23 protein-coding genes are annotated in these 22,038 nt (G+C 58.0%); 10 read left to right on the top strand and 13 right to left on the bottom strand.

What is annotated here, in order from left to right; all coding sequences use genetic code 11:
• Positions 1–30 precede the first annotated feature (30 nt).
• Both ACR0BK_RS13290 and dapE read right to left on the bottom strand, forming a co-directional pair.
• Positions 31–606, bottom strand: coding sequence for a TIGR04282 family arsenosugar biosynthesis glycosyltransferase (locus ACR0BK_RS13290; RefSeq protein WP_480554997.1), 576 nt, complete (start codon positions 604–606; stop codon positions 31–33).
• A gap of 3 nt (positions 607–609) precedes the next feature.
• The gene (dapE, locus tag ACR0BK_RS13285; RefSeq protein WP_480554996.1) at positions 610–1,749 is read right to left on the bottom strand and encodes a succinyl-diaminopimelate desuccinylase; all 1,140 of its coding nucleotides are present in this window, start codon (positions 1,747–1,749) and stop codon (positions 610–612) included.
• A 209-nt stretch (positions 1,750–1,958) separates the two neighbouring features.
• Here dapE and ACR0BK_RS13280 point away from each other — a divergent pair, with 209 nt between their 5' ends.
• Positions 1,959–3,017: a transporter substrate-binding domain-containing protein gene (locus ACR0BK_RS13280; RefSeq protein ID WP_480554995.1), complete on the top strand. Its 1,059-nt coding sequence runs from the start codon at positions 1,959–1,961 to the stop codon at positions 3,015–3,017.
• On the opposite strand, the gene ACR0BK_RS13275 is transcribed toward ACR0BK_RS13280, so the two are convergent.
• Entirely contained in the window at positions 3,014–3,358 is a 345-nt protein-coding gene (locus ACR0BK_RS13275; RefSeq protein WP_480474192.1) for a hypothetical protein, read from the bottom strand. The genes ACR0BK_RS13280 and ACR0BK_RS13275 overlap by 4 nt on opposite strands.
• A 116-nt stretch (positions 3,359–3,474) precedes the next feature.
• On the opposite strand from ACR0BK_RS13275, the gene ACR0BK_RS13270 reads away from it, so the two are divergent.
• Positions 3,475–3,810: a cupin domain-containing protein gene (locus ACR0BK_RS13270; protein WP_480554993.1), complete on the top strand. Its 336-nt coding sequence runs from the start codon at positions 3,475–3,477 to the stop codon at positions 3,808–3,810.
• 319 nt (positions 3,811–4,129) lie between these two features.
• On the opposite strand, the gene dapD is transcribed toward ACR0BK_RS13270, so the two are convergent.
• The 3 genes from dapD to ACR0BK_RS13255 form a co-directional block, all read right to left on the bottom strand.
• Positions 4,130–4,957: a 2,3,4,5-tetrahydropyridine-2,6-dicarboxylate N-succinyltransferase gene (gene dapD / locus ACR0BK_RS13265; protein ID WP_480474194.1), complete on the bottom strand. Its 828-nt coding sequence runs from the start codon at positions 4,955–4,957 to the stop codon at positions 4,130–4,132.
• 109 nt (positions 4,958–5,066) lie between these two features.
• Positions 5,067–5,666 carry a GntR family transcriptional regulator gene (locus tag ACR0BK_RS13260; protein WP_480517915.1) on the bottom strand — a complete coding sequence of 200 codons (600 nt, stop codon included), beginning with the start codon at positions 5,664–5,666 and terminating at the stop codon, positions 5,067–5,069.
• 44 nt (positions 5,667–5,710) lie between these two features.
• Positions 5,711–6,622 carry a threonine/serine dehydratase gene (locus ACR0BK_RS13255; protein ID WP_480554992.1) on the bottom strand — a complete coding sequence of 304 codons (912 nt, stop codon included), beginning with the start codon at positions 6,620–6,622 and terminating at the stop codon, positions 5,711–5,713.
• 79 nt (positions 6,623–6,701) lie between these two features.
• On the opposite strand from ACR0BK_RS13255, the gene ACR0BK_RS13250 reads away from it, so the two are divergent.
• Both ACR0BK_RS13250 and ACR0BK_RS13245 read left to right on the top strand, forming a co-directional pair.
• Complete coding sequence (locus ACR0BK_RS13250) at positions 6,702–7,544, top strand: LOG family protein (RefSeq protein WP_480484157.1); 843 nt, start codon at positions 6,702–6,704, stop codon at positions 7,542–7,544.
• 3 nt (positions 7,545–7,547) lie between these two features.
• Positions 7,548–8,648 (top strand): cystathionine gamma-lyase, encoded by a 1,101-nt coding sequence (locus tag ACR0BK_RS13245; protein WP_480554991.1) that lies wholly within the window; start codon positions 7,548–7,550, stop codon positions 8,646–8,648.
• Here ACR0BK_RS13245 and ACR0BK_RS13240 read toward each other — a convergent pair whose 3' ends face one another.
• On the bottom strand, positions 8,649–9,032 hold the full coding sequence (locus ACR0BK_RS13240) for a hypothetical protein (RefSeq protein ID WP_267363718.1): 384 nt from the start codon (positions 9,030–9,032) through the stop codon (positions 8,649–8,651). It lies immediately after the preceding gene.
• 159 nt (positions 9,033–9,191) lie between these two features.
• Between ACR0BK_RS13240 and ACR0BK_RS13235 the strand changes: the two genes are divergently transcribed.
• From ACR0BK_RS13235 to ACR0BK_RS13225, 3 genes are all read left to right on the top strand, one after another.
• On the top strand, positions 9,192–10,112 hold the full coding sequence (locus ACR0BK_RS13235) for a DnaJ C-terminal domain-containing protein (protein WP_480554990.1): 921 nt from the start codon (positions 9,192–9,194) through the stop codon (positions 10,110–10,112).
• Complete coding sequence (locus tag ACR0BK_RS13230; protein WP_267363720.1) at positions 10,109–10,447, top strand: hypothetical protein; 339 nt, start codon at positions 10,109–10,111, stop codon at positions 10,445–10,447. The genes ACR0BK_RS13235 and ACR0BK_RS13230 overlap by 4 nt, the downstream gene beginning before the upstream one ends.
• A gap of 64 nt (positions 10,448–10,511) precedes the next feature.
• The gene (locus ACR0BK_RS13225) at positions 10,512–12,170 is read left to right on the top strand and encodes a U32 family peptidase (protein WP_480554989.1); all 1,659 of its coding nucleotides are present in this window, start codon (positions 10,512–10,514) and stop codon (positions 12,168–12,170) included.
• Here the strand turns inward: ACR0BK_RS13225 and ACR0BK_RS13220 are convergent.
• From ACR0BK_RS13220 to ACR0BK_RS13195, 6 genes are all read right to left on the bottom strand, one after another.
• A complete protein-coding gene (locus tag ACR0BK_RS13220; RefSeq protein ID WP_480493906.1) occupies positions 12,167–12,787 on the bottom strand; it encodes a cytochrome P460 family protein in 621 nt (206 codons plus the stop codon). The genes ACR0BK_RS13225 and ACR0BK_RS13220 overlap by 4 nt on opposite strands.
• 286 nt (positions 12,788–13,073) lie before the next feature.
• Positions 13,074–14,261, bottom strand: coding sequence for a dual-specificity RNA methyltransferase RlmN (gene rlmN / locus ACR0BK_RS13215; RefSeq protein ID WP_480554988.1), 1,188 nt, complete (start codon positions 14,259–14,261; stop codon positions 13,074–13,076).
• A gap of 93 nt (positions 14,262–14,354) precedes the next feature.
• Positions 14,355–14,732 (bottom strand): lysozyme inhibitor LprI family protein, encoded by a 378-nt coding sequence (locus tag ACR0BK_RS13210; protein ID WP_480554986.1) that lies wholly within the window; start codon positions 14,730–14,732, stop codon positions 14,355–14,357.
• A 108-nt stretch (positions 14,733–14,840) separates the two neighbouring features.
• Positions 14,841–15,008 carry a hypothetical protein gene (locus tag ACR0BK_RS13205; protein ID WP_480488542.1) on the bottom strand — a complete coding sequence of 56 codons (168 nt, stop codon included), beginning with the start codon at positions 15,006–15,008 and terminating at the stop codon, positions 14,841–14,843.
• 555 nt (positions 15,009–15,563) lie between these two features.
• Positions 15,564–16,931, bottom strand: coding sequence for a sensor histidine kinase (locus ACR0BK_RS13200; protein ID WP_480554984.1), 1,368 nt, complete (start codon positions 16,929–16,931; stop codon positions 15,564–15,566).
• The gene (locus tag ACR0BK_RS13195; RefSeq protein ID WP_480505559.1) at positions 16,928–17,596 is read right to left on the bottom strand and encodes a response regulator transcription factor; all 669 of its coding nucleotides are present in this window, start codon (positions 17,594–17,596) and stop codon (positions 16,928–16,930) included. Before ACR0BK_RS13195 ends, ACR0BK_RS13200 begins: the two co-directional genes overlap by 4 nt.
• Positions 17,597–17,735: 139 nt before the next feature.
• Here ACR0BK_RS13195 and ACR0BK_RS13190 point away from each other — a divergent pair, with 139 nt between their 5' ends.
• The 3 genes from ACR0BK_RS13190 to ACR0BK_RS13180 all read left to right on the top strand — a co-directional run bounded on the left by ACR0BK_RS13190 (position 17,736) and on the right by ACR0BK_RS13180 (position 22,028).
• On the top strand, positions 17,736–18,824 hold the full coding sequence (locus ACR0BK_RS13190) for a tricarboxylate transporter (RefSeq protein ID WP_480554983.1): 1,089 nt from the start codon (positions 17,736–17,738) through the stop codon (positions 18,822–18,824).
• A gap of 74 nt (positions 18,825–18,898) precedes the next feature.
• The gene (locus tag ACR0BK_RS13185; RefSeq protein ID WP_480554981.1) at positions 18,899–20,929 is read left to right on the top strand and encodes a tripartite tricarboxylate transporter permease; all 2,031 of its coding nucleotides are present in this window, start codon (positions 18,899–18,901) and stop codon (positions 20,927–20,929) included.
• A gap of 10 nt (positions 20,930–20,939) precedes the next feature.
• Entirely contained in the window at positions 20,940–22,028 is a 1,089-nt protein-coding gene (locus tag ACR0BK_RS13180) for a 4-oxalomesaconate tautomerase (protein WP_480554980.1), read from the top strand.
• Positions 22,029–22,038 lie beyond the last annotated feature (10 nt).

Raw genomic sequence — 22,038 nt, 5'->3', positions numbered from 1 at the left:
CGTTTGCGACCGCGTCATGACCAAAAAACCTCAGGGTTTCAGATCAGCGACCGTATCCACATCGCGCAGCTGGTCCAGCAGGGTCACACGGCAGTTTGGGATTGAGGCAAGTGTGTCGGCCAAAGCATGTTCTGTGGACCAGCGCACATCGTGGAACAGACCTGCGGGCAGCGCGCCATAGCGCTGCGCACCGACCAGCCAAAAGCCGCCATCCGGCGCGGGGCCGAACACCATCTGGGTTCGCCTTAGCGCACCAAAAGCGCGGGCAATATGTGCACGCGAAATACCCGGAATATCCGCTCCGATCAGGCAAACCGGCCCCTTGGGCATTCCGCGCAACATCCGTCTCATCCGGTCCCCCAGATCGCCGGACCCCTGCGGCGCGCGCGGCAGATCAACGGGCCAGATACGGCTTGCAAGACCTTCTGCATCGGGCGACACGGCCAGCACGATCTGCCAGCGAGGGTCACGCAGCTTTCGGATCAAAGCGCGGGTCTGGTGCCGAAACCACCACGCGGCACCAACCATGCCGATATCACGCCCCAGCCGCGTCTTGACACGGCCCGGTCGAGGTTCCTTGACCATGATCACCAATGTGCGCTGCATGGATCAGGCGAAATAATCCGTCAGGATACGGGTATAGATCGATTTGAGTTGCTCGATCTGCGCAACCTCAACGCACTCGTCCACCTGATGCATCGTGCGCCCGACCAAGCCGAACTCCACCACCGGACAATGGTCTTTGACAAAGCGCGCATCCGAGGTGCCGCCGGTTGTCGACAGTTCAGGCGTAACGCCGGTTTCGGCTTCGACCGCTTTGGCCACCAGATCCGACAAAAGCCCTGGTGGGGTCAGAAAACTTTCACCCGATATGCTGATCGTGACACCGATGTCGACACCGTATTGGGCTGCCACCTGATCCGCCTCTGATTGCAACCAGTCACTCAGGCTGGCCCCGGAATGCAGATCGTTAAAGCGGATATTGACCGCGCCGCTGCATTGCGACGGGATCACGTTGGTTGCGGCGTTTCCGGTGTCGATGGTGACAACAGCCAGTGTTGAGGCGTCGAAATGGTCCGTGCCCTGATCCAGTTCATGGCTGGCAAGCCGATCCATCAGCCGCGCCATGGCGGGCAGAGGGTTTTTGGCCCGATGGGGATAAGCCGAATGTCCCTGCACACCTGTAATCTTAAACCACGCAGTCATTGAGCCCCGGCGACCGATCTTGATCATCTCACCCATTTTGTTCGGGCATGTTGGCTCACCCACCAGACAGACCGACATACGCTCACCCGCGCCTTCCATGTAATCGAGAAGCGCAGTGGTGCCGTCCAACGCATCGCCTTCCTCATCACCAGTAATCGCCAGAACAATTGCCCCATCCGGCGGGGTGTCACGCACGAAATCCATTGCGGCAGCCGCAAAAGCCGCAACACCGGATTTCATATCGGTAGTACCGCGCCCATACATCACACCATCCCGCACTTCGGCCCCGAAGGGCGGCGCAGTCCAGGCAGCCTCGTCGCCGACAGGGACGACGTCTGTGTGACCGTTAAATCCGAAACTACGCGCATGACCTTTCTGCCCCCAACGCGCGAACAGGTTACTGATGCCGCCGCGATCGACGCGCGTGCATTCGAAACCTGCCTCCGACAGCACTGTCTCAAGCAAAACAAGTGCTCCGCCCTCTGAAGGTGTGACCGAAGGGCAACGGATCAGTTCGGCTGTCAATTGGACGGGATCAGTCATGCAGGGACCTCTGAAACTGTGTCTGACGCGGGTTCGCGCACAGATTCAACGATTTGGCCGGTTTTCCAACCCCAATCCGTAAAAAAACGGTCATCCGAATATGTAGATGTCAAAGCGGCACCCCAATAAAACATGGAACTTTACCCTGCGACCACCTTGCCGCCCGCCACAAATTCGCGTTACAGGGCCGCGAAACAGGTGAATTGAATATGAAGCGCGCCTTCTTCGCACTGATCTGCCTGACTTTCGCCGTCATCGCACAGCAAAGCCTGGCACAGTCCCTTTCGGTCACAACCGTGACCCGCCCGCCATTTTCCTATGTCGAGGATGGCGACGAAACCGGTTTCTCTATGGATTTGCTGGCGGCCCTGGCCGAGGCTCTGAACTGGGACTACACGGTCAACCGCGTCGACGCGTTTTCTGACATGTTGGGTGCCGTGCAGAGCGGATCTGCAGACCTTGCCATCGCCAATATCTCGATCACCGCCCTGCGCGAAACGCAAATGGACTTTTCTCAGCCGATCTTTGAAGCGGGTCTTCAGATCATGGTGCCCTCGGACGCGGTACGAAAACCTTCGATTTTGCAGGCTCTGCTATCGAAAGAACTTTTCATCGCTATCGGGCTTGCCTTTGCCATTCTCCTCGGTGGCGGCATGCTGATGTGGAGCTTTGAACGCCGTGCCCAACCCTATTTCGACCGCAACCTTAACGAGGCGTGGTTCCCATCGTTCTGGTGGGCACTGAATTTGGTTGTGAATGGCGGGTTCGAAGAACGAATGCCGCGAACACCGTTCGGTCGTATGCTGGGGGTTACCCTGGTGGTGTCATCCTTGTTCATCGTGTCGGTGTTTACCGCCCGCATCACCTCGGTCATGACGGTGGACGCGATTACCGGCAGCGTGAATTCGGTGAACGACCTTTACGGCAAGAATGTCGGGACAATCTCGGGGTCTACAGCGGCGAGCTTTCTGAACCGGCGCGAGATCGAATTCACCGGCTACCCCGGACTAAACGAGATGCTGGACGCCTTCAAAGCCGAAGAACTGAATGCCGTCGTGTTCGACGCGCCGATCCTGTCCTACTTCGCAGCTCATGAAGGGCGGCGGATTGCATCGATGACAGGTGGCGTCTTCCTGCGCGAGAATTACGGCATCGCATTTCCGACCGGATCACCGCTGGTCGAGGATGTTAACCAGGCATTGCTCGGCCTGCGCGAAGACGGAACCTATGACGAAATCTATCGCAAGTGGTTCGGGTCGCGAAACTAGGCTTGTGCTTCGTCTTCGAAAAACGGTGTCATCTGCGCGACGATCACTGCGTTTTCATCCAATGCTCTTTGCATCAGCGCACGTTCGTCCGGCTCGATATCGTGGCCTTGCGCTTCACGCTCGGCCAATGTGCCATATCCGGTAACATCCAGCGGTGCGGTGTCTGCCTGCTTCAGGATCGCAACCGTCTCACGCACGGCCTCGGCCTCGTCCACGCCGCTGGCATAACACATCAGTGCCGCGCCGGTCGCCCCATCAGGCAGGCCGTCGCCCTCCTTGCGGCCAATCTGGACCAGAAGGGTATAGACTTGCTGACGTGAGGGTTTCTTTTGCTTCTCCATGCACCGGGCCATAGCCCCGCGCCGGTTCGCGGTCAAGCAGCCAACAATTGCAGGAGCCCCGCCTTGCGCCCATAGTACCCAGAATAAACCGATCCCGGATACCAAAGGACGCCTTCATGCCCTACCCAGATTTCATAACGAGATTTCCCAGCCTCGACGTACCGTTCCCCGACGACGTGGTGCAAACGGCCGTGATCCGGTCGGATGCAGGGGTGGTGGCGTTCTTTACGTTTCTTCAGGATTTCGAATTGCCCTTACATTCTCACAAAGCCCAATGGGGCACAGTGGTCGAGGGTGAGGTTGAATTGACCATCGACGGGCAGACCCGGACCTACCGCTCTGGCGACAGTTATTCGATCCCGTCAGGCGTGGAACATGGCGGCAAAATCAAGGCAGGCACACGGGTTATCGATGTTTTCGAGGAACCGGACCGGTATCCGATCAAGGGATAAGCTGGGTGAGAGACTCAGTGAACGCGAGTCTCGGCCTCCCTCATTGATTGAAGGCCTCCGGCCCGAAAAGCTGTAGAGTTGAATCCGGCGGCGATGGTGAAACCGAAGGCAACGGTGAATCCGAAGGCGGCAGCGAAACCGAAAGTGCGGAAGTAAACACAGGAAGCACTGAAGTCGAAGCCATGCAGGGTGAGAACCGCTAAGCAGCACTTCAAAGCTGATCGCGGCCAAGAACTTCGTATCTGGTTCAGTCGGCTTGACCCAAAAAACAAATAGGCCGGAGCAGTTATGCCCCGGCCTTGCGCGTTAATCAGAACGATCAGTCCCGCAGCAATTCGTTGATGCCCGTTTTCGAGCGGGTCTTTTCGTCAACCCGCTTCACGATCACAGCGCAATAGAGGCTGACGTTGTTCTTCGACGGCATGGAACCCGCGACCACAACCGAATAGGGCGGAACCTCGCCATACATGACTTCTCCGGTTTCGCGATCCACGATCTTGGTGGACTTACCAATGAACACGCCCATCCCCAGAACCGAGCCTTCGCGGACGATACATCCCTCCACCACTTCCGAGCGCGCGCCGATAAAGCAATTGTCTTCAATGATGGTCGGGCCAGCCTGCATCGGCTCAAGCACTCCGCCAATACCAACGCCGCCCGACAGGTGCACATTCTTGCCGATCTGTGCGCAGGATCCGACGGTGGCCCAGGTATCAACCATCGTGCCTTCGTCAACATAGGCCCCAAGGTTCACGAAAGACGGCATAAGCACCACGCCCGGTGCGATGTAAGCGGATTTGCGGACAACGCAGTTTGGAACCGCGCGGAACCCGGCAGACCGCCACTGGTTTTCACCCCAACCGGCGAACTTGCTGTCCACCTTGTCCCACCAGCCGCCGTCCTGCGGACCGCCCGGCTGGATTTCCATGTCCTTGATACGGAAGCCCAGCAGAACCGCCTTTTTGGCCCATTGGTTTACGTGCCAGTCACCGGATTCCAGCTTTTCCGCCACGCGCAACGAGCCACTGTCCAGCGCATTCAGCGTATCCTCGATCGCCTCGCGCTGCTCGCCTGTGGTGGCGGGCGTGATGGTCTCGCGTGCCTCCCAGGCGGTTTCGATGGCGGCTTCCAGTTGCGCGTTGGACATGGGGTGTCTCCCTACAGAATCTGTTCACGTTGATTTGGCCTATACGCAAGCCCGACCCATGGCGCAATGCGACGTAGACGAGCCCAATTGCGTCTGAGGCTCAGGGTCATCAGCTTGCGCGCCGGATATGGCGGGTCAGGATCGCCGTTGCTGTGGCCATTTCCTTGCGCTTCAACGCTCGCGCAATGGCCGCATGATCCGTGTCAGCCCGCTGCACCCATTTCAACCGCCATTGCGCGAACAGATGGCGTGCGCTTGCGATATGCAGATCGTCAATTGCGTGCAAAAGCCGAGGCAGCCCGCAAGGTGTCAGGATGGCGCGATGGAACGTTCTGTTGAGGGCCTCCCATTGCGGCATCGACTGCGCCTCGTCACAGGCGATGCGTGCGTTCTCGATCTTTTCCAACGCGACCGGAGACATGTTTTGTATCGATTGCTGCAACGCCAGCGTTTCTAAGGCCACACGCATTTCGATCACCTCCCGAACCTCTGCCGGGTCTAACGCTGTAACACGCATTCCCTTGCGCGGTTCATGCCGGGCCAACCCATGCGCCTCAAGCCGCAACAAGGCTTCGCGCACCGGAACATGGCTGGTATCGAAGGTTCGGGCAATATGGTCCTGCCGCAGCTTTTCACCGGCCGCCAGCTCTCCGGTGATGATCCGCTGGCTAAGGCTTTGGTAAATCGTGTCGGAGATCATTGCAGTCATGGATTATAGATAAAATCCACCATCCACATCCACAACCCGATAATTCACTCAGCGAACGGGTCCGGCGCGATATTTGCACCACAAACCAGAACGGCCACGCGCTCACCCGGTTCAGGTCGATACGCACCCGAGGTCAAGGCGGCCAATGCGGTCGCGCCCGCAGGCTCTACCAGAATGCGATGCGCGCGCCAAAGCGCTTGCTGTGCCGCCGCGATGGCATCGTCTGACACCAGAACCGAACTCATACCCTGTGCCAATTCAAAACAAATTTCGCCGATCCGCCGCGCGCCCAGCGCGTTTGCGGCGATGCCCGACACGGAAACATCAACCGGCTCACCAGCGCGCAACGCTGCATTCAACGCGCAGGACGTTTCCGGCTCGACCGCCACAACCTTGCGCGCGCCACCGAACCAGGCCAGCGCCCCGGCGATCAGCCCGCCGCCACCAACAGCGACCAGTACCGTATCCGCCTGCAAGCCCTGGGCGTCCCATTCCGCAAAACAGGTTCCTTGCCCAGCCACCGTGGCCGGGGCGTCATAAGCATGGATCTGCATTGCCCCCGTCGTCGCCTCATGCTCCTGCGCTGCGGTCAGCGCGTTCGCGTATTCACCGGAAACAACGCTCAGGTCGGCGCCGGTTTGCCGGATCAGTGCGATCTTGGAAGGGCCTGCCAGTTCCGGCACAAATATCTTTGCAGGATAACCCAGCGTCTGCGCTGCATAAGCCGCCGCCGCACCATGATTGCCACCGGATGCGGCGACCACACCCGCGGGCGGCACATCCGAGCTGAGCAGCGTATTGAACGCACCCCGCGCCTTGAAACTGCCAGTATGCTGCATGTGCTCGAGTTTCAGCTCAACCGGATAGCCGGGAATGTTGCTTTCCATAACCGGGGTCACTTGCGCATATCCCGCGATGCGGTCCCGTGCTGCCGATATTTCACTTTTCCAATTCATTCTCGTCTTTCCGTGACTGGCACTCTGCCCGCGAACCCTATAGCTGTTTGTCAAACACGCAAGCAGGGATCGATCACCGATGAGAGAAGACCGTCACAGTCCGTTTCGCGATGCGCAGACCGACCGCTCGACCGCGAAAGAGGTTCCGGACACACCGCAAACACGCTCTCCGGCCTACCGTCTGGCTTTCGCGGATGACGAGTTTCTGTGCCGGGACGAGCTGCGCCCTGTACGCTTGCAGCTTGAGTTGCTGAAACCCGAAATGATCATGACCGAGCGTGAGATCGCGTCGACCATCGTAATGTTCGGCGGCGCCCGCATTCCCGAACCCTCGCAAAAGCACACCGCGCGGACAGAGACTCTGGCCAGCCTGTCGAAATATTATGATGAGGCGCGCGAGTTTGCCCGGCTGATGACCGTAAAATCAAAAGAAACCGGCTGCCGCGAGAATGTGATCGTCACTGGCGGCGGCCCCGGTGTGATGGAAGCTGGCAATCGCGGTGCACACGAAGCGGGCGGGTGCTCGATCGGGCTGAACATCGTGCTTCCGCACGAACAGGCGCCAAACAGTTTCGTGACGCCAGAGCTCAGCTTTAATTTCCACTATTTTGCGATCCGCAAAATGCACTTCCTGATGCGCGCCCGCGCCATCACCATCTTTCCCGGTGGGTTTGGGACGCTGGATGAACTGTTCGAATCCCTGACCCTGATCCAGACCGGCAGAATGGATCGCGTGCCATTCCTGCTGTTTGGCCGCGCGTTCTGGGAGAAGGTTATCAACTGGGACGCACTGGCGGATGCCGGTACGATCTCGGAGGAGGATTTGGACCTGTTCCGCTTTGTCGATACCGCGCAGGAGGCGGCCGAGATCATCGAGAACTGGGAACCCGCCCCGCCCCGCGACGAAATTCCGGGGCGCTGAGCGATGAAACCCCCAAAGACAGGCGAAATGCTCCACCTACGTGGCAACGCGTTGTCAAAAGGCGAACCCGTCGCCCTTCCACTGACGCAAAGCAGCATGTTCCATCTGCCGGGCGTGCCGGACGGTCACCCGACCTATGGCCGTGTCGATAACCCCACCTGGGTACATCTTGAGCATGTTTTGTCCCATCTGGAAGACGCGCCTTGCCTCAGTTTTCCTTCAGGGATGGCCGCAATTTCTGCGGCTCTTTTTGCAACGGTGCAAGCCGGGTCGCGCCTTCTGATTCCTTCGGACGGGTACTATGTCACCCGTCTGCTGGCCGACCGGTTCCTTTCGCGTCTTGGCGTGACAATTGAAGAGCGCCCGACCACTGCGTTTGCCGCAGGTGGTTTTGACGGGTTTGACGTTGTGTTCGCCGAAAGCCCTTCGAACCCCGGTCTGGACATGATTGACCTGAAAGTTATAGCCGAACAGGTGCGGTCTGTTGGCGGGGTGACGATTGCCGACAATACGACGATGACACCGCTGGGTCAGCGCCCGTTGGATTTGGGCATCGACGTGGTCGTGTCGTCCGACACCAAGGCGATGGGCGGGCATTCCGACATGCTGATGGGCCATGTGGCCAGCCGCAACAGTGACATCATGGAACGGGTCGAGGAATGGCGGAAAATCTCAGGCTCGATCCCCGGACCGCATGAGGCATGGCTGCTGCATCGCGGGTTGGAAACGCTGGATGTCCGGTTCGACCGGATGTGCAACTCGGCTCAGGTAATAGCAGAACGGTTGGCAGGTCACCCAGCGGTCAAACAGGTCCGCTATCCCGGGCTAGCCAATGATCCATCACACGCACTGGCGCAGGCACAAACGGCCCGGTTCGGATTTCTGCTATCCTTGACTTTGGAAAGCGAAGATAAGGCCGAAGCCTTCATCAACACTTGCCCGCTTTTGCGCCCCGCCACATCCTTCGGAGGTGTTCACAGCTCGGCCGAACGCCGCGCGCGCTGGGGCGATAGCGTCGACCCGGCCTTCATCCGCCTGTCCGTTGGATGCGAACCGGTGGACGAACTGTGGCAGGCGATCGAGGTCAGCCTGAACGCGCTGTGATTACTTCTTCGCGGCACGCAGATCCTTGAAAACGTAGATCGGCAGCACCACGCTGGCGATCAGCGCCCCCAGCCAGACAAGCAGCGTCGCCGCCAGCAGGTTCGAGATACCACCAACGGTCAGCCCCGACGCGATGAGGTCGGTCACCAGCAGGCCCACAAATGTCACGACCAGGGCTATCCCGCCTTTCAATGCGGGCGCTTTCTTTTCGCCAAGCTTCAGTATCAAGGGCTCGGCGATCACCTGAACGACAGTGAAAACGATCACAACCACGATAAAAGAGATCGGTTTGATCGCGAAACCGGACAGTATCAGCGAAGCCAACAACAGCCCGATGGCATTGCCGGCCAGCAGGGCCAAAGCGGATTTGATTCTGCGCGACATGGGATGGCCTCCGTCTATCTACAATCAGAAATATGAAGATATTAGCAGGCTTCTGAGTTTTTTCGAGACAATTCAATTGCCTCTTCCTTTTGACCCGTTGAAAACACGTGATAGAACACATTCATCAAGATCAGACCTGCCCTGACCCGCGAGTGTGAGATGAGCGACGATCCCTATTCCGTCCTTGGCGTACCGAAAGACGCCAGCGCCGACGAAATCAAGAAAGCCTACAGGCGTATTGCTAAGGAGTGCCACCCGGACCTGAAACCCGGCGATGCCAAGGCCGAGGCCAAATTCAAGGCCGCCGCTGCCGCGTATGACTTGCTGAAAGATCCTGAAACCCGCGCCCGCTTCGACAATGGCGAAATCGACGCATCGGGTCAGGAACGCCAGCAACATCACTATTACCGGGACTATGCCGAGGCCGCTGGAAACCCCTATCGCGGGCGTCAGGCGGACCCGGACGACATGTCGGACATCTTTGCCGAATTCATGCGCGGCCGCGGTGGATTTGGCGGCCAGCAAAGACATGAGTTTCATGCGCCAGGGCATAACCTGAATTATTCCCTGCAAATCAGCTTTCTGGATGCCGTGTTTGGCGCCAGTCAGAAACTGACGCTACCAGACGGCAACCGGATCGAGGTCAAGATCCCCGCCGGCATAACAGAAGGTCAGACCATCCGTCTGCGCGGCAAGGGTGCTCCGGGTTATGGCGAAGGCCCTCCGGGGGATGCGTTGGTGACCGTCACGGTCGCCAAACATCCGGTGTTTGACCGTCAAGGCGACGACATCCATATCACCCTGCCGATCAGTATCGATGAGGCCATTCTGGGCGGGAAAGTCGCCGCCCCCACCATCGATGGCGGTGTGAACGTCAATGTTCCGGCGGGCACAAGCAGCGGCAAAACCCTTCGCCTGCGCGGCAAGGGGGTGAAGAAACGCGGCTCGTCCCTGCGCGGCGACCAACTGATCGAATTGACTGTCTCGATGCCCGACAAGATCGATGATGATCTCAGGCAGTTCATGGAGACATGGCGCGAAACGCACCGCTACGATCCGCGGAAAGGAATGCCGTCATGACCCTGACCGAAAAGGAACTGATCGAAACCGTCTCGCGCCTGACCTCGGACCGCCTGACCGAGTATCTTGCGGCCGAAATCGTGATCCCTGAACAATCGGAGCAGGGGCTGGTCTATCACAGTATCGACGTTGCCCGGCTGGAACTGGCTTGCGAGTTGCACGAGCAATACGACATGGAGGCCGATGCGCTGTCGATGATGATCTCATTGATCGATCAGATGCATGGGCTGCGCGCTGAACTGCGTGAGGTTCTGAACGCAGTCGAGGCGCAACCCGAGCCGGTGCGCAAACAACTGATCGAGGTCATTGGCACAGCGCGGTTCCGTCGCAGATAACAGGGTTTTGGGCGCAATGATTTTGGCGTAGAAGGCCGCCTTGATCCTTTGTCAGGTAGCTTCCATGACCCAGCCCAGATCCGAATTGCTGATGCCTGCGGGCAATTTGCGCAAACTTAAGCTCGCCATCCTCTATGGGGCAGACGCCGTGTATTTGGGCACGCCGGATATGTCGCTGCGCACCAAGTCCGAGTTTTCGCTGGACGAGGTAATTGAAGGGGTCGAGTTCTGCCACAACCATGGCCGGCGCGCCTACCTGACACTGAACCTGTTCTCGCATAACAAAGACATCCCGAAACTGGACGAATACATCGACACGGTGCGCAAGGTGCAGCCCGACGGGTTGATCATCGCCGATCCGGGCGTATTCCAATACGTCCGCGAGCGCGCGCCCGAACTGCCGCTGCATATCTCGACCCAGGCCAATATCTGTTCGTGGCTGTCGGTGAAGTTCTGGCAGGATCAGGGGGCCGAGCTGGTGGTTCTGGCGCGTGAGGTTTCCTATCCCGAACTGGTCGAGATCCGTGAGAAATGCCCTGATATCAAGTTAGAAGCCTTCGTGCACGGCGCTATGTGCATGACCTATTCGGGCCGCTGCCTGCTGTCGAATTTCATGGCCGAACGCGGGGCCAACCAGGGCAACTGCGCCAATTCCTGCCGCTGGAACTACGGTCTGAAACTGCGCCTCAAGGATGGTACGCATCAGGAATTGCGTATCACCAAAGAAAACGCCGACCTGTTCGAATTCCTGCTGGAAGAAGGCTGTCGCCCCGGTGACCTGATGCCCGTCGAAGAGGATGATCGCGGCTCGTACATCCTAAACTCACGCGACCTCTGCATCATGCCGAAGCTGGACGAGTACCTGAAAATCGGTGTCGACAGCCTCAAGGTCGAAGGGCGCGGCAAATCGGAATACTACGCCGCGATCGTCGCGCGGGCCTATCGTATGGCCATCGATGACTATTTCGCGGATCCCGAAAACTGGGACCCCAAGCCTTACATGCGCGAGCTCGAAACCGTCGGAAATCGCGGCTATACGCTGGCCTTTCACGAGGGTCGGCTGACAAACTATGCACATGATTACGAACACACGGCCTCGATCTCGCAATGGGAATATGCCGGGATCGTCACCGAAGTGACCGAGGATGCCTTTCTGGTTGAGGTGAAGAACAAGCTGGAACCGGGTGATGTGCTGGATTTCGTCTCGCCAGTCGCACGCGACACGGTTCTGCTGCGGGTCTATGATTTCGAACGCGCCCATGATGGCGCACGGTTGGACGTGGTTCATGGCAGCACAAAAACCATCATCCGGTTGCCTTTCACCCTGTTTGATCACGAGGATATCGACGATCTGCGCGCCCGTTTTCCGGTCTATTCAGTGCTGCGCAAGGAACGCGCCCTGACCGACGAACACTGGAGCCGCATTCGCTTTGACAAGCTCGTGCAGGGATTGGAAACCTCCGGTCGCGACAATTCAACAGCTTATGCACGCCGTCGCGATGATCTGGTTGAAAAGATTGGCGAAGACGGTAACGAACGCCGGTTCAAGACAAACCGCATCGGCACGGAAGGATGCTGCGGCAAGGGCTGCAACGGATGCCTGATCTTCTGGCAGGATGACAAATACGCGTTGGCCCGCGAGGTACTGTCCAAACGAAAACAAGGCGAACAGCTCAGCCGCCGTGAGGCGACAGAACTCAAGCTGCCGGGTGAACCGGCTTAGTTTCCCACCCGATATTCTTCGGGGATAAAGAACGTATAGTCGCGATCCGCCACTTGCTCGTGACAGACATGGCAGTACGCGACCTCACTGGCGCGGTCCCCCATAGTATCCCCGAACACCGACCCGTCCGGCAGCACCATTATATAACGCCAGTCAGCGGTGATCGGGCTGGTACCGTCTGGCAATTTTTCCATTATGAACATGGCGCCTGGATGTATGTGACCTTCATCGGTCACCGTCATGCTGTCCTTGGCAAGCACCGATCCCATGGGAAGTTTTTCGCCTTGCTGCAATGTCCCGTAGTTATGTGCCATTCGGTTGGCATACGAGTTTACGTAACGCTGCCCGTGCGTGGCCGAGATATAAGGCGCGTCGTTAAAAAGCGGCCAGCTTTGGTAGTTGAGGATCAGATCCAGTTGCGCCGCGGCATACCCCCGTGCCATGCGACGGCTTAGTGAATGGTAGTGGGCCGCGGCCTCATCCTTGCTCAGCTCTGCCGGATTTTCGATCGCGATATGAGCGTTGTGACCATCCGCCGTTGCCAGTCCTGAAGAAATCAGAAGTATCGCGCACGCAATGGCTTTGTGCTGGAGAATTATTCGTAGATAGGAGTCCATTATTACGACCCACCTGAAAATCAGTTCGCCTGAGCGCCACGTGACGACAGAGTTCTTATTCTAGCGGCTCTGGGATCTCTTACCAGCTCAGGTCCCAGAATCTCACCGCCTTGTGCTTCGATTTGAACCTGCATCCTGCGGCATTGAATCTTTAAAATATAGCAAATTATGCATATTGAATCAGTATCTGAAACATTAAGTTTACAGGCACACTTCATGCGTGCAGGCGGTCATTTTGGACAATCAAAGCACGACCACCCAATCCATGATGAACCCGACAGAAAAACTACCGGGTTAAACCGGCTTCGGACTCAATCTGTTTGCGCGATTTGCGGGCACGTTCGGTTGCCGATTTCAACTGGCCGCACGCCGCCATGATATCCTCGCCCCGTGTCTTGCGAATGGGAGAGGCGTAGCCTGCCTGATAGATGATGTTGGCAAAAGCGCGGATGCGGTTGTTCGAGCTGCGCTTGTACGGCGCGCCGGGCCATTCGTTAAACGGGATCAGGTTGATCTTGGCCGGAATTTTGTGACGCTTGATGTGGTCGATCAAACGATGGGCATCCGCGTCGCTGTCATTCACACCGTCCAGCATCACGTATTCGAACGTGATCCGCTCGGAGTTCGAGACATTGGGATAGCTGGCCAGCGCCTGCAACAACTCCTCGATATTCCAGCGTTTATTGATCGGAACCAGAACGTCGCGGGTTTCATCCGTGGTTGCATGGAACGAGATCGCCAGCAAACAGCCGATTTCCTCAGCCGTGCGCGCAATTTCGGGTACCACCCCGCTGGTTGACAGCGTAATGCGGCGGCGCGACAGGGAAATCCCCTCGGGGTCCATCGCGATCTTCATCGCATCGCGAACGTTTTCGAAATTGTATAGCGGCTCACCCATTCCCATCAGAACGATGTTCGACAGAAGGCGCGTTTCATCCTTTGGCGCACCGGGGGTCGGCCATTCGTCAAGATCGTCGCGCGCCATCATGATCTGCCCGACAATTTCGGCAGATGTTAAATTACGTACAAGCTTCTGGGTGCCGGTATGACAAAACGAACATGTCAACGTACATCCGACCTGAGACGATATGCACAGCGTACCGCGATCTTCTTCGGGGATGTAGACCACCTCGACCTCGTGCCCGCCCGCGATCCGGCACAGATATTTGCGGGTGCCGTCCTCGGACACCTGTCGGGTCACCACCTCGGGTATCTCGACCACAAAGTTGTCGGCCAGTTGCGCACGGTAGGCTTTGGCAAGATTCGTCATCTGGGAAAAATCGCGCACGCCCCATTGATAGATCCACTGCCAGATCTGACCGGTGCGCATCTTTGCCTGCTTTTCGGGCGTACCATGTTCGATCAGGACCTCGCGCAAACGGTCGCGGGTGAGACCGACAAGGTTCACCTTCCCCTCGGGCAATTTGCGAGGGAGGGTCATGACGTCTTGAGTGATCGGCGCTTTGGGCGACATTGTGGTACCTGCTGAGGCGTATCTTCAAGGATTCTGGCTTGGGATGCGCCTCTATATAGGAACCTGTGCAAAGATCAAAAGGAATCGTTTCAGTCAGTTGGCAAAACTCAACAGTTCTTCAACGCGTGCCCGCCCTAAATTCACCCGGCATGATGTGATTGCGATACCTGTACCCGATCCGCCACCAAACGACGCGCCGACGGCGGTGCAATGCGTATCGCGATAGGTTTCCCAGGCTTGTTGCGCCGCTATGAGGGCAGGTTCAGCCACTATCCGCCCGGTGACCTCGTCCAGCTCCTTGGCAGATTGTACCGCCAAGTCAAAACTCACCTGCAGAGCGCGCGAGACCCGTGCTTCCATCTCTCCGACGCAGGATCCGATTTCGACTTGTGATCCGGCGTCGGAACATTCCAACGCCGGGTCGGCGGTTGCGGTGGCTGGCAAAAGCAGCGCGATCAAGATCAGACGCATGGCCGCCTCATTCATCCATTCAGCTGGGGTCAGGCCAGAGTAACATGTTTTGCCAGAAAGGTTTAGATGCCGGTTGGCCCCCTAAACCAACGGAAATGCAGTTCCGCGTCAGACACCCGCGGGTGGGATATAGCAATCTTCGGCATCCAGGGTCTTGACCGGATCGTTCGGTCCGCATTGTTCGCCGGTTACAGGATAAGTCTCGCCCTTGTTTTCGCAGGCACTCAGCAGCATGGCTGATATCATCATCAGCGCAGCAAGAGATTTGTTCAGCATGGTAGCAACTCCTTGGTTTCTCTTGAACTGATTAGTTCAGAAACCGTCAAAGCTCACTTTGACACGGATCAAGTAAACGCGTTGATCCTGCGTAAAGTTACAACCCACGCTCTGGAGGGAATTACAGTACTGGTCCACGTTGTGATTGAGTTCTGCGGTGTCGAAGAGTTCCCACCTCAGAAGGTTTCAACATAGCCGCGACGGAAGCGCTTGTGTGGCATACTGTTTGAATGTGGAGCGTACCGAAAGCGGCGCTTGGTGATACTGCATCCTGACAGGCACGAATAAGAAAAGGCTTACGCAGACCGGTCAACATCGCAGTCTTGGCCTTCAACTCGCCGCGCACAACGCGAGCGGATTGGGTTGATATGCGAACGATCAGTGACCGCAACGCGGGACCAAGCGCCATTTCGCTGCAAAAGGCTTCAAAGTCCGGTGAAGACGTATCAAGACCACCGTGCCCGGCACCTGGGGTGGAAACCGGTCATTCGCTGTAATCGAAAAACTCTCTTTGATTGTGACAGGTTTCGGGTTCCGAGCAGAAATTGAAACAAACTACAGGGCTATGGGAAGCTGAAGCGTGACGCTTGCTCCTTTTTCGACTTGGTTGATCGCGGCCACTCCTCCGTGGCGCTTCGCTACAGCTGAGACAATCGACAACCCTAAACCGCTGCCTTCGGAATATTCCAGCTGCGAAAATCGACTGAAAACGGCTTCGCTTTGTTCGGGTGAAAGGCCGGTTCCGTCATCGGATACGGTAAGCTTTACGTTCTCGCCATCAGAGCGCAGCGCGACTGAAATTTGGCTCAACTTAGTCCCACCGTGCTTAACTGCGTTGTCCAGCAGGTTTTTGATGGCCTCAGTTAAAAAAACCTGATCTCCTGAAACCGGAATTGTCGAGTCCGGCATCGTAACATCAAACTCGATCCCTTTTGCGAGGATCTGTACACCCATGTCAGCGCAGGCTTCTTCCACAACCGCACGGAAATCAATCTTGTCCATCTGATCCTGATGCGTAGGTTGCCGCAACCGCTCCAACGACAATAGCTGCTCGGCCACCGTGGCGGAGTTTTTCGCTGCCGACACAAGCTCGATAATCCGTTTGTCCTTGTCCTCATCCGATCTTGCGTCCCGCAACGCCTCGGCCATGGACTGGACCGCTGCCGCCGGATTTCGCAGCTGGTGCGCGGCTTCTGAGATAAACACCTGATGGGCGTTGATGCTGTGCTCGACCTGTCCAAACAGCCGGTTCAGGGTCTGAACAATACCATAAACCTCGACCGGGACCGGGCGTTTGATTTCGCTCAGGTCGTCAGGTGAGCGTAGGTCGATCGCATCCTGCAAATCCAGCAAGGGCCGCAACCCGCGTGCGACCCCGAACCACACGACAACAGCAAGGGTGGCCAGCAAGATACCCATCAGGATCGCCGCGCGGATCGACAGTTCGTTGGCAAAGGCGTTGCGATCGGCAACGCGTTGCCAAGCTGTTACTGTCGCATCGCCCACCAGGTTATCAAGTGTGACGCGCTCGGTCATTTTCAGTACGCGCACCGGCTCATCCCGATATATCGCCTCGAAAAACCTCGGCTGGTACGCGTCTTGCTCAGACGGGTTTGCAGCGGCCGGAGGGTATGCATACCCTGTGACGTAGATGCCACCGGGTCCGGTCACGTGATAAAAAATCTCTCCGCCCGATGCGTCGCGGATCAAGCTGCGCGTGGTGGGCGACAGGGCATCGCCTTCTGACACCGCCACATCGCGAGAAATGGCCAGACCGGCGGACAATAGGCTGTCGTCAAAAAGCTCCTGTGCCGTTTGTTGAGCAACCGTGTAGCGCCAGTATCCAAGCAGGATTGCGAGCAGCACCAATGGCGTCAGGATCAGAATGAAAAGCCTGAGCCTGAGTGAGCCGTGCCGGATCACTTCTGCACCTCTAGCAGATATCCAAGGCCACGGGCGGTCTTGATCCGGATGCCAAGGTTCTGAAGGCGTTTTCGCAGTCGTGACACATGCGGCTCGACGGCCGAATCGTCGACATCGGCTCCCACGCCGTAGACGTAGTCGATCAACTGACTTTTGGGGACGATCCTGCCGCGACGTTCCAGCAGGCATTCAAGCACAGCCATTTCCCGACGCGGCACATCGAGAACTTGGCCCTTTGCGCTCACCTGCCGGGCGGTGCGGTCGAATTCCAGGTCTCCGATCGTTTCGCGCGCACCGTAATCCAGTTGTTTGCGGCGGGACAGGGCACGGATGCGGGCCTCGAGTTCATCCATCTCGAAGGGTTTCACTAAGTAATCGTCGGCGCCCATATCCAGACCCGAAACGCGGTCGCTGGTCTCGGTGCGCGCGGTCAGCAGGATGACGGGCGCGCTGTCACCCCGGTTGCGAAGGGACCGCAAAATCTCAAGCCCAGACCGACCCGGCAGGTTGATGTCCAGAACGATCAGATCTGCGCCTTCTTGCTCCAGATACAAATCGGCCGCGCCGCCATCTGTCAGCACGTCAGCGGCATGGCCCCGATCCCGCAGGCGATAGGCAATGGCGTTGGCAAGGGTCTCATTATCCTCGACGATGACGATCCGCATCAGGTCTCCCGCAAGTTTCGCGCAAGGTTGGCGCCCCATGATTGCCAGATGGGAGGGGGAATCAACCCCGCAGTTCTAATTGCAATCACGGTGGCGCGGAGGGCGCCGACGTGGTTGTCTGGTCAACAGGGAGGAACCAATGGCCATTTCCAACTTCACTCGTCGTGCCGTCGTGGGGCTGATCGCCGCTGCCGGATTCGCTGCACCTGCCGCTGCCGAGGTCGATTTCTCGGGCAAGACCATCGAATGGGTCATTCCGTTCTCGGAAACGGGCGGGTCGGCTAAATGGGCCAACTTCTTCGCGCCACTATTATCCGAGGCGTTGCCCGGTCAGCCGACTGTGGTGGTCAAGTTCATGCCGGGCGCGGGATCAACCAAAGGCGCGAACTGGTTTCAGGAAAAAAGCCATGATGACGGTACCCTGTTGTTTGGCACGTCCGGGTCTACTCAGTTCCCGTATCTGCTGAGCGATCCCCGCGTACGCTATGAATACAACGATTGGATTCCGGTAATGGCATCTGGAACGGGTGGTGTTGCGTATCTGAACGCCGAGGACGGAGCCAAGTTTGACGGCTCTGCCAATGCGCTGAAGGACACCAATTTCATCTACGGCTCGCAGGGTGCAACCCGTTTGGACCTTGTGCCTCTGCTGGCCTGGCAGATGTTGGGTATGAATGTGGAACCGGTATTTGGGATCAAAGGCCGCGGGGATGGTCGGCTGATGTTTGAACGTGGTGAAGCCAATATAGATTACCAGACGTCCTCGGGCTATCTGGGTGGTTCGGTCCCGCTGGTCGAAGCCGGTCAGGCCGTTCCCATGATGACTTGGGGCGCATTGGATGCTGATGGCAATATCGTTCGTGACCCGACCTTCCCGGACATTCCGACTTTCAAGGAGGTCTGCGAGGCCACCGATGGCTGCGAAACCAGTGGTGAGGCATGGGACGCATGGAAAGCCTTCTTCGTGGCAGGTTTCCCGGTTCAAAAGCTGGCCTTCCTGCCCGGTGACACGCCGCAAGAGGTCGTCGACGCCTATACCGCAGCGTTTCAAGCAGTGACCGAGCGGGGTGATTTTGCTGATATCTCCTCGAAGCACGTCGGCAAGTATCCGGTGTTCGTCGGCGACGGCTCGAAATCTGCTCTGCAGACGGCGACCAATGTGGATGACAATGCCAAGCAATACGTCCTGAACTGGCTGAAAGAGGCCTACGGCGTCGAGCTGAACTAAGCTGACACGTCGTCGCGCCCAACGAAGGGCGCGCGTTTCTCTACATACAAAACAGTTTATGAAAGGCGGCCGCTATGGAGGTTTTCGCCACCGCTCTACCTGCGCTTGGTGACGCGTGGGGTTTGATCCTGCAACCCATCGTTCTGGGGTATCTCATTCTCGGCGTCGTCATGGGGCTGGCTGTGGGCGTCTTTCCGGGGCTTGGCGGTATTGCCGGTCTGTCCCTGCTGTTGCCTTTCATGTTCGGAATGGACCCGATCCTTGGTCTGGCGCTGATGATCGGGATGGTCGCGGTGGTGCCGACCTCGGACACGTTTGCGTCCGTCTTGATGGGCATCCCCGGCAGTTCTGCTTCGCAGGCCACCGTGCTGGACGGCTTTCCGATGGCGAAAAAGGGCGAGGCTGCACGGGCCTTGTCAGCAGCCTTTTCCTCGTCCCTATTCGGAGGGCTCGTCGGCGCGACCTTCCTGACCATGTTCATACTTATCGCGCGACCCATCGTTCTGGCCTTCGGCCTGCCCGAGATGTTGATGATCACAATTCTCGGCCTGTCGATGGTCGCCATTTTGGCCGGGCGGATCCCGCTGAAAGGAGTCGCCGCCGCCGGTCTGGGCCTGATGGTCGGCACGATTGGTGAGGCGGATGCAGGCGGTTCGCTGCGCATGGCAACTTACGACATTCCTTATCTGACGGACGGTTTGAAGCTGGTCATCGTTGGCCTGGGTATCTTTGCGGTGCCCGAGATCGTATCGCTGCTGCGTCAAGATCGGTCGATTGCCAAGGGGGCCTCACTGGGCGCCGGTTGGCTGGACGGCGTCAAAGACTGGTTCGCAAATATATGGCTGTCGGTGCGTTGTTCGATCATTGGCGTGATTGTTGGAGTCATTCCCGGCCTCGGCGGCTCGGTTGTCGACTGGATCGCCTACGGTCACTCGGTGCAATCCACCAAGGACAAGAGCAATTTCGGCAAAGGCGAAGTGCGCGGCGTCATCGGCCCGGAAAGCTCGAACAACGCCAAAGAGGGTGGAGGGCTGGTGCCAACTCTGCTGTTTGGCATCCCTGGTTCAGGCTCGATGGCGATCTTCATCGGCGCGGTGGCTTTGCTGGGGTCAGGCGATATCGAGGTCGGTCCGAGCATGCTCAAGGACAATCTCGACATCACCTATTCGATCGTCTGGCTGCTGGCGTTGGCCAACGTCGTCGGGACCATCCTGTGCATCGCGGCATCGGGCGGGATCGCCAAGCTGACCACGATCCGCTTCACCTATCTGGCGCCGTTCCTGTTCATGTTGATCAGCTTTGCGGCGTTCCAATCCGGCCAAAACTTCGAAGACTTGCTGGCCCTGTTCGTGATCGGCCTGATCGGCATCTTTTTACGCCGTTTCGACTGGTCGCGCCCGGCCTTCCTGATCGGTTTCGTTCTGTCGAACCCGGTTGAGAAGTTCACCAATCAGGCGTTCCAGATCGCCTCATTCCGGTTCCGCAAAAGCTTTGGCGAGGGGATGGAATATGTCTTCAGCCCTATCGTCATCGTGCTGATCGTGGTCACGGTTGTTTCGGTCATTCTGGGTATCCGGCAGGCCAAGATGATCATGGCCGAGGGTGATGTTCAGGCCGGTACCAAACGCGCGCCGCTTATCTTTCTGCTGGTGATCATGGCCTATCTGATCGTCGCATTGGTCAACGCCAACATGATCCCCGACTACAATATGACCGACAAGATCATCCCGCTGGTTATCGGCAGCGTCTCGCTATTCTGTTGCGTGATCCTTCTGATCCAGATGATGCGACGTCCCGAAGGCGACGTGATCTTTTCCGACAAGGAAATCGCCGGTGAAGACGCCAGCGCACCCCACGGTCTGTGGTCCACTCTGGCGTGGTTCGCCAGTTTGATCGCGGCCACGTGGGTGGTGGGCTTCATCCTCGCCCTGATAGGGTTCCTGATCGCCTTTCTCCGTATCCGCGCCGGGTCCAGCTGGCAGATGACTCTGATCCTGACCGCCTGCGGCATCGGGTTCATGTGCCTGATGGCGGGCGCTCTGAACCGCGATTTCCCGCCAGGTCTGTTGCAGGACATGGTCAGCCTGCCCTGGCCGTTGAAGTGAGGGGTTCAAAATGACTCAAACCGCAATCCCTTATATCTTGATGCGTGGCGGCACGTCGAAAGGCCCGTATTTCCGCCGCTCGGATTTGCCTGAGGATCTGGACGCGCTGGCCGAGGTGCTGATCGCCGCTCTTGGGTCCGGGCAGTCGCTGAACATCGACGGCATCGGCGGCGGCGCGGCGGTGACCACAAAGGTCGCGATGCTGTCGGTCGGCGCGGATGACTGGGCCGATATCGACTATTTCTTCGCGCAGGTCTCGGTCGAGGACAAGCTGGTCGATTTCAAACCCACTTGCGGCAATATCCTGTCTGGCGTTGCCCCTGCTGCCATCGAGATGGGCTTGTTCAAACCGCAGGGTGATGAAACTGAAGTTCGCATTCGGGCCGTCAACACTGGGGCTCGGATCGTGGCCAAGGTGAATACACCCGGGGGCGAATTGACCTATGAGGGTGATGCGGAGATCGCCGGCGTTCCCGGTCATTCAGCGCCGGTGCAGTTGAGTTTCATGGGCGTGGTGGGCTCGGCCACCGGAGCGTTCCTGCCTACGGGCAACCTGCGCGATGCAGTTCAGGGCGTCGAACTGACCTGCATGGATGTCGCTATGCCGATGGCTATCGCCCGCGCCACAGACTTCGGATTGACGGGCTATGAGAGCGCCAATGAGCTGGACGCAAACCGCGCGTTCTTTGACCGGATGGAGGCCGTTAGGATCGAAGCAGGGCAGCGGATGGGTATGGGGGATGTGTCCAAATCGGTCACCCCTAAGTTCGGCCTTGTTGCTCCGGCCAGAGAAGGCGGAACGCTCGCAGTGCGGTATTTCATGCCGTGGAAAACCCACCCGACCATGGCGGTCACCGGCGCGCAATGCATGGCGTCTTGCGCTTTGACTCCCGGAACCGTCGCCGACGGTTTGCTGGATCGCCCCACGAACAGCCCGGCTGAAGTCGTTCTGGAACACGCCTCGGGCAATATCGACGTGTTAGTGGATTTTTCCACCACCGACGGGTTCACAGTGAACGCGGCGGGTTTGGTGCGGACCGCGCGCAAGTTGGCGGACGGGCATGTTTATGTGCCTGAGTCTGTTTGGAACGGGAGTTGATCAAGTGCAA

The organism is Ruegeria sp. AF1 (assembly GCF_056542125.1).
The sequence above is the reverse complement of the archived record's forward strand: the minus strand, read 5'-3'. Positions and strand labels throughout refer to the sequence as shown.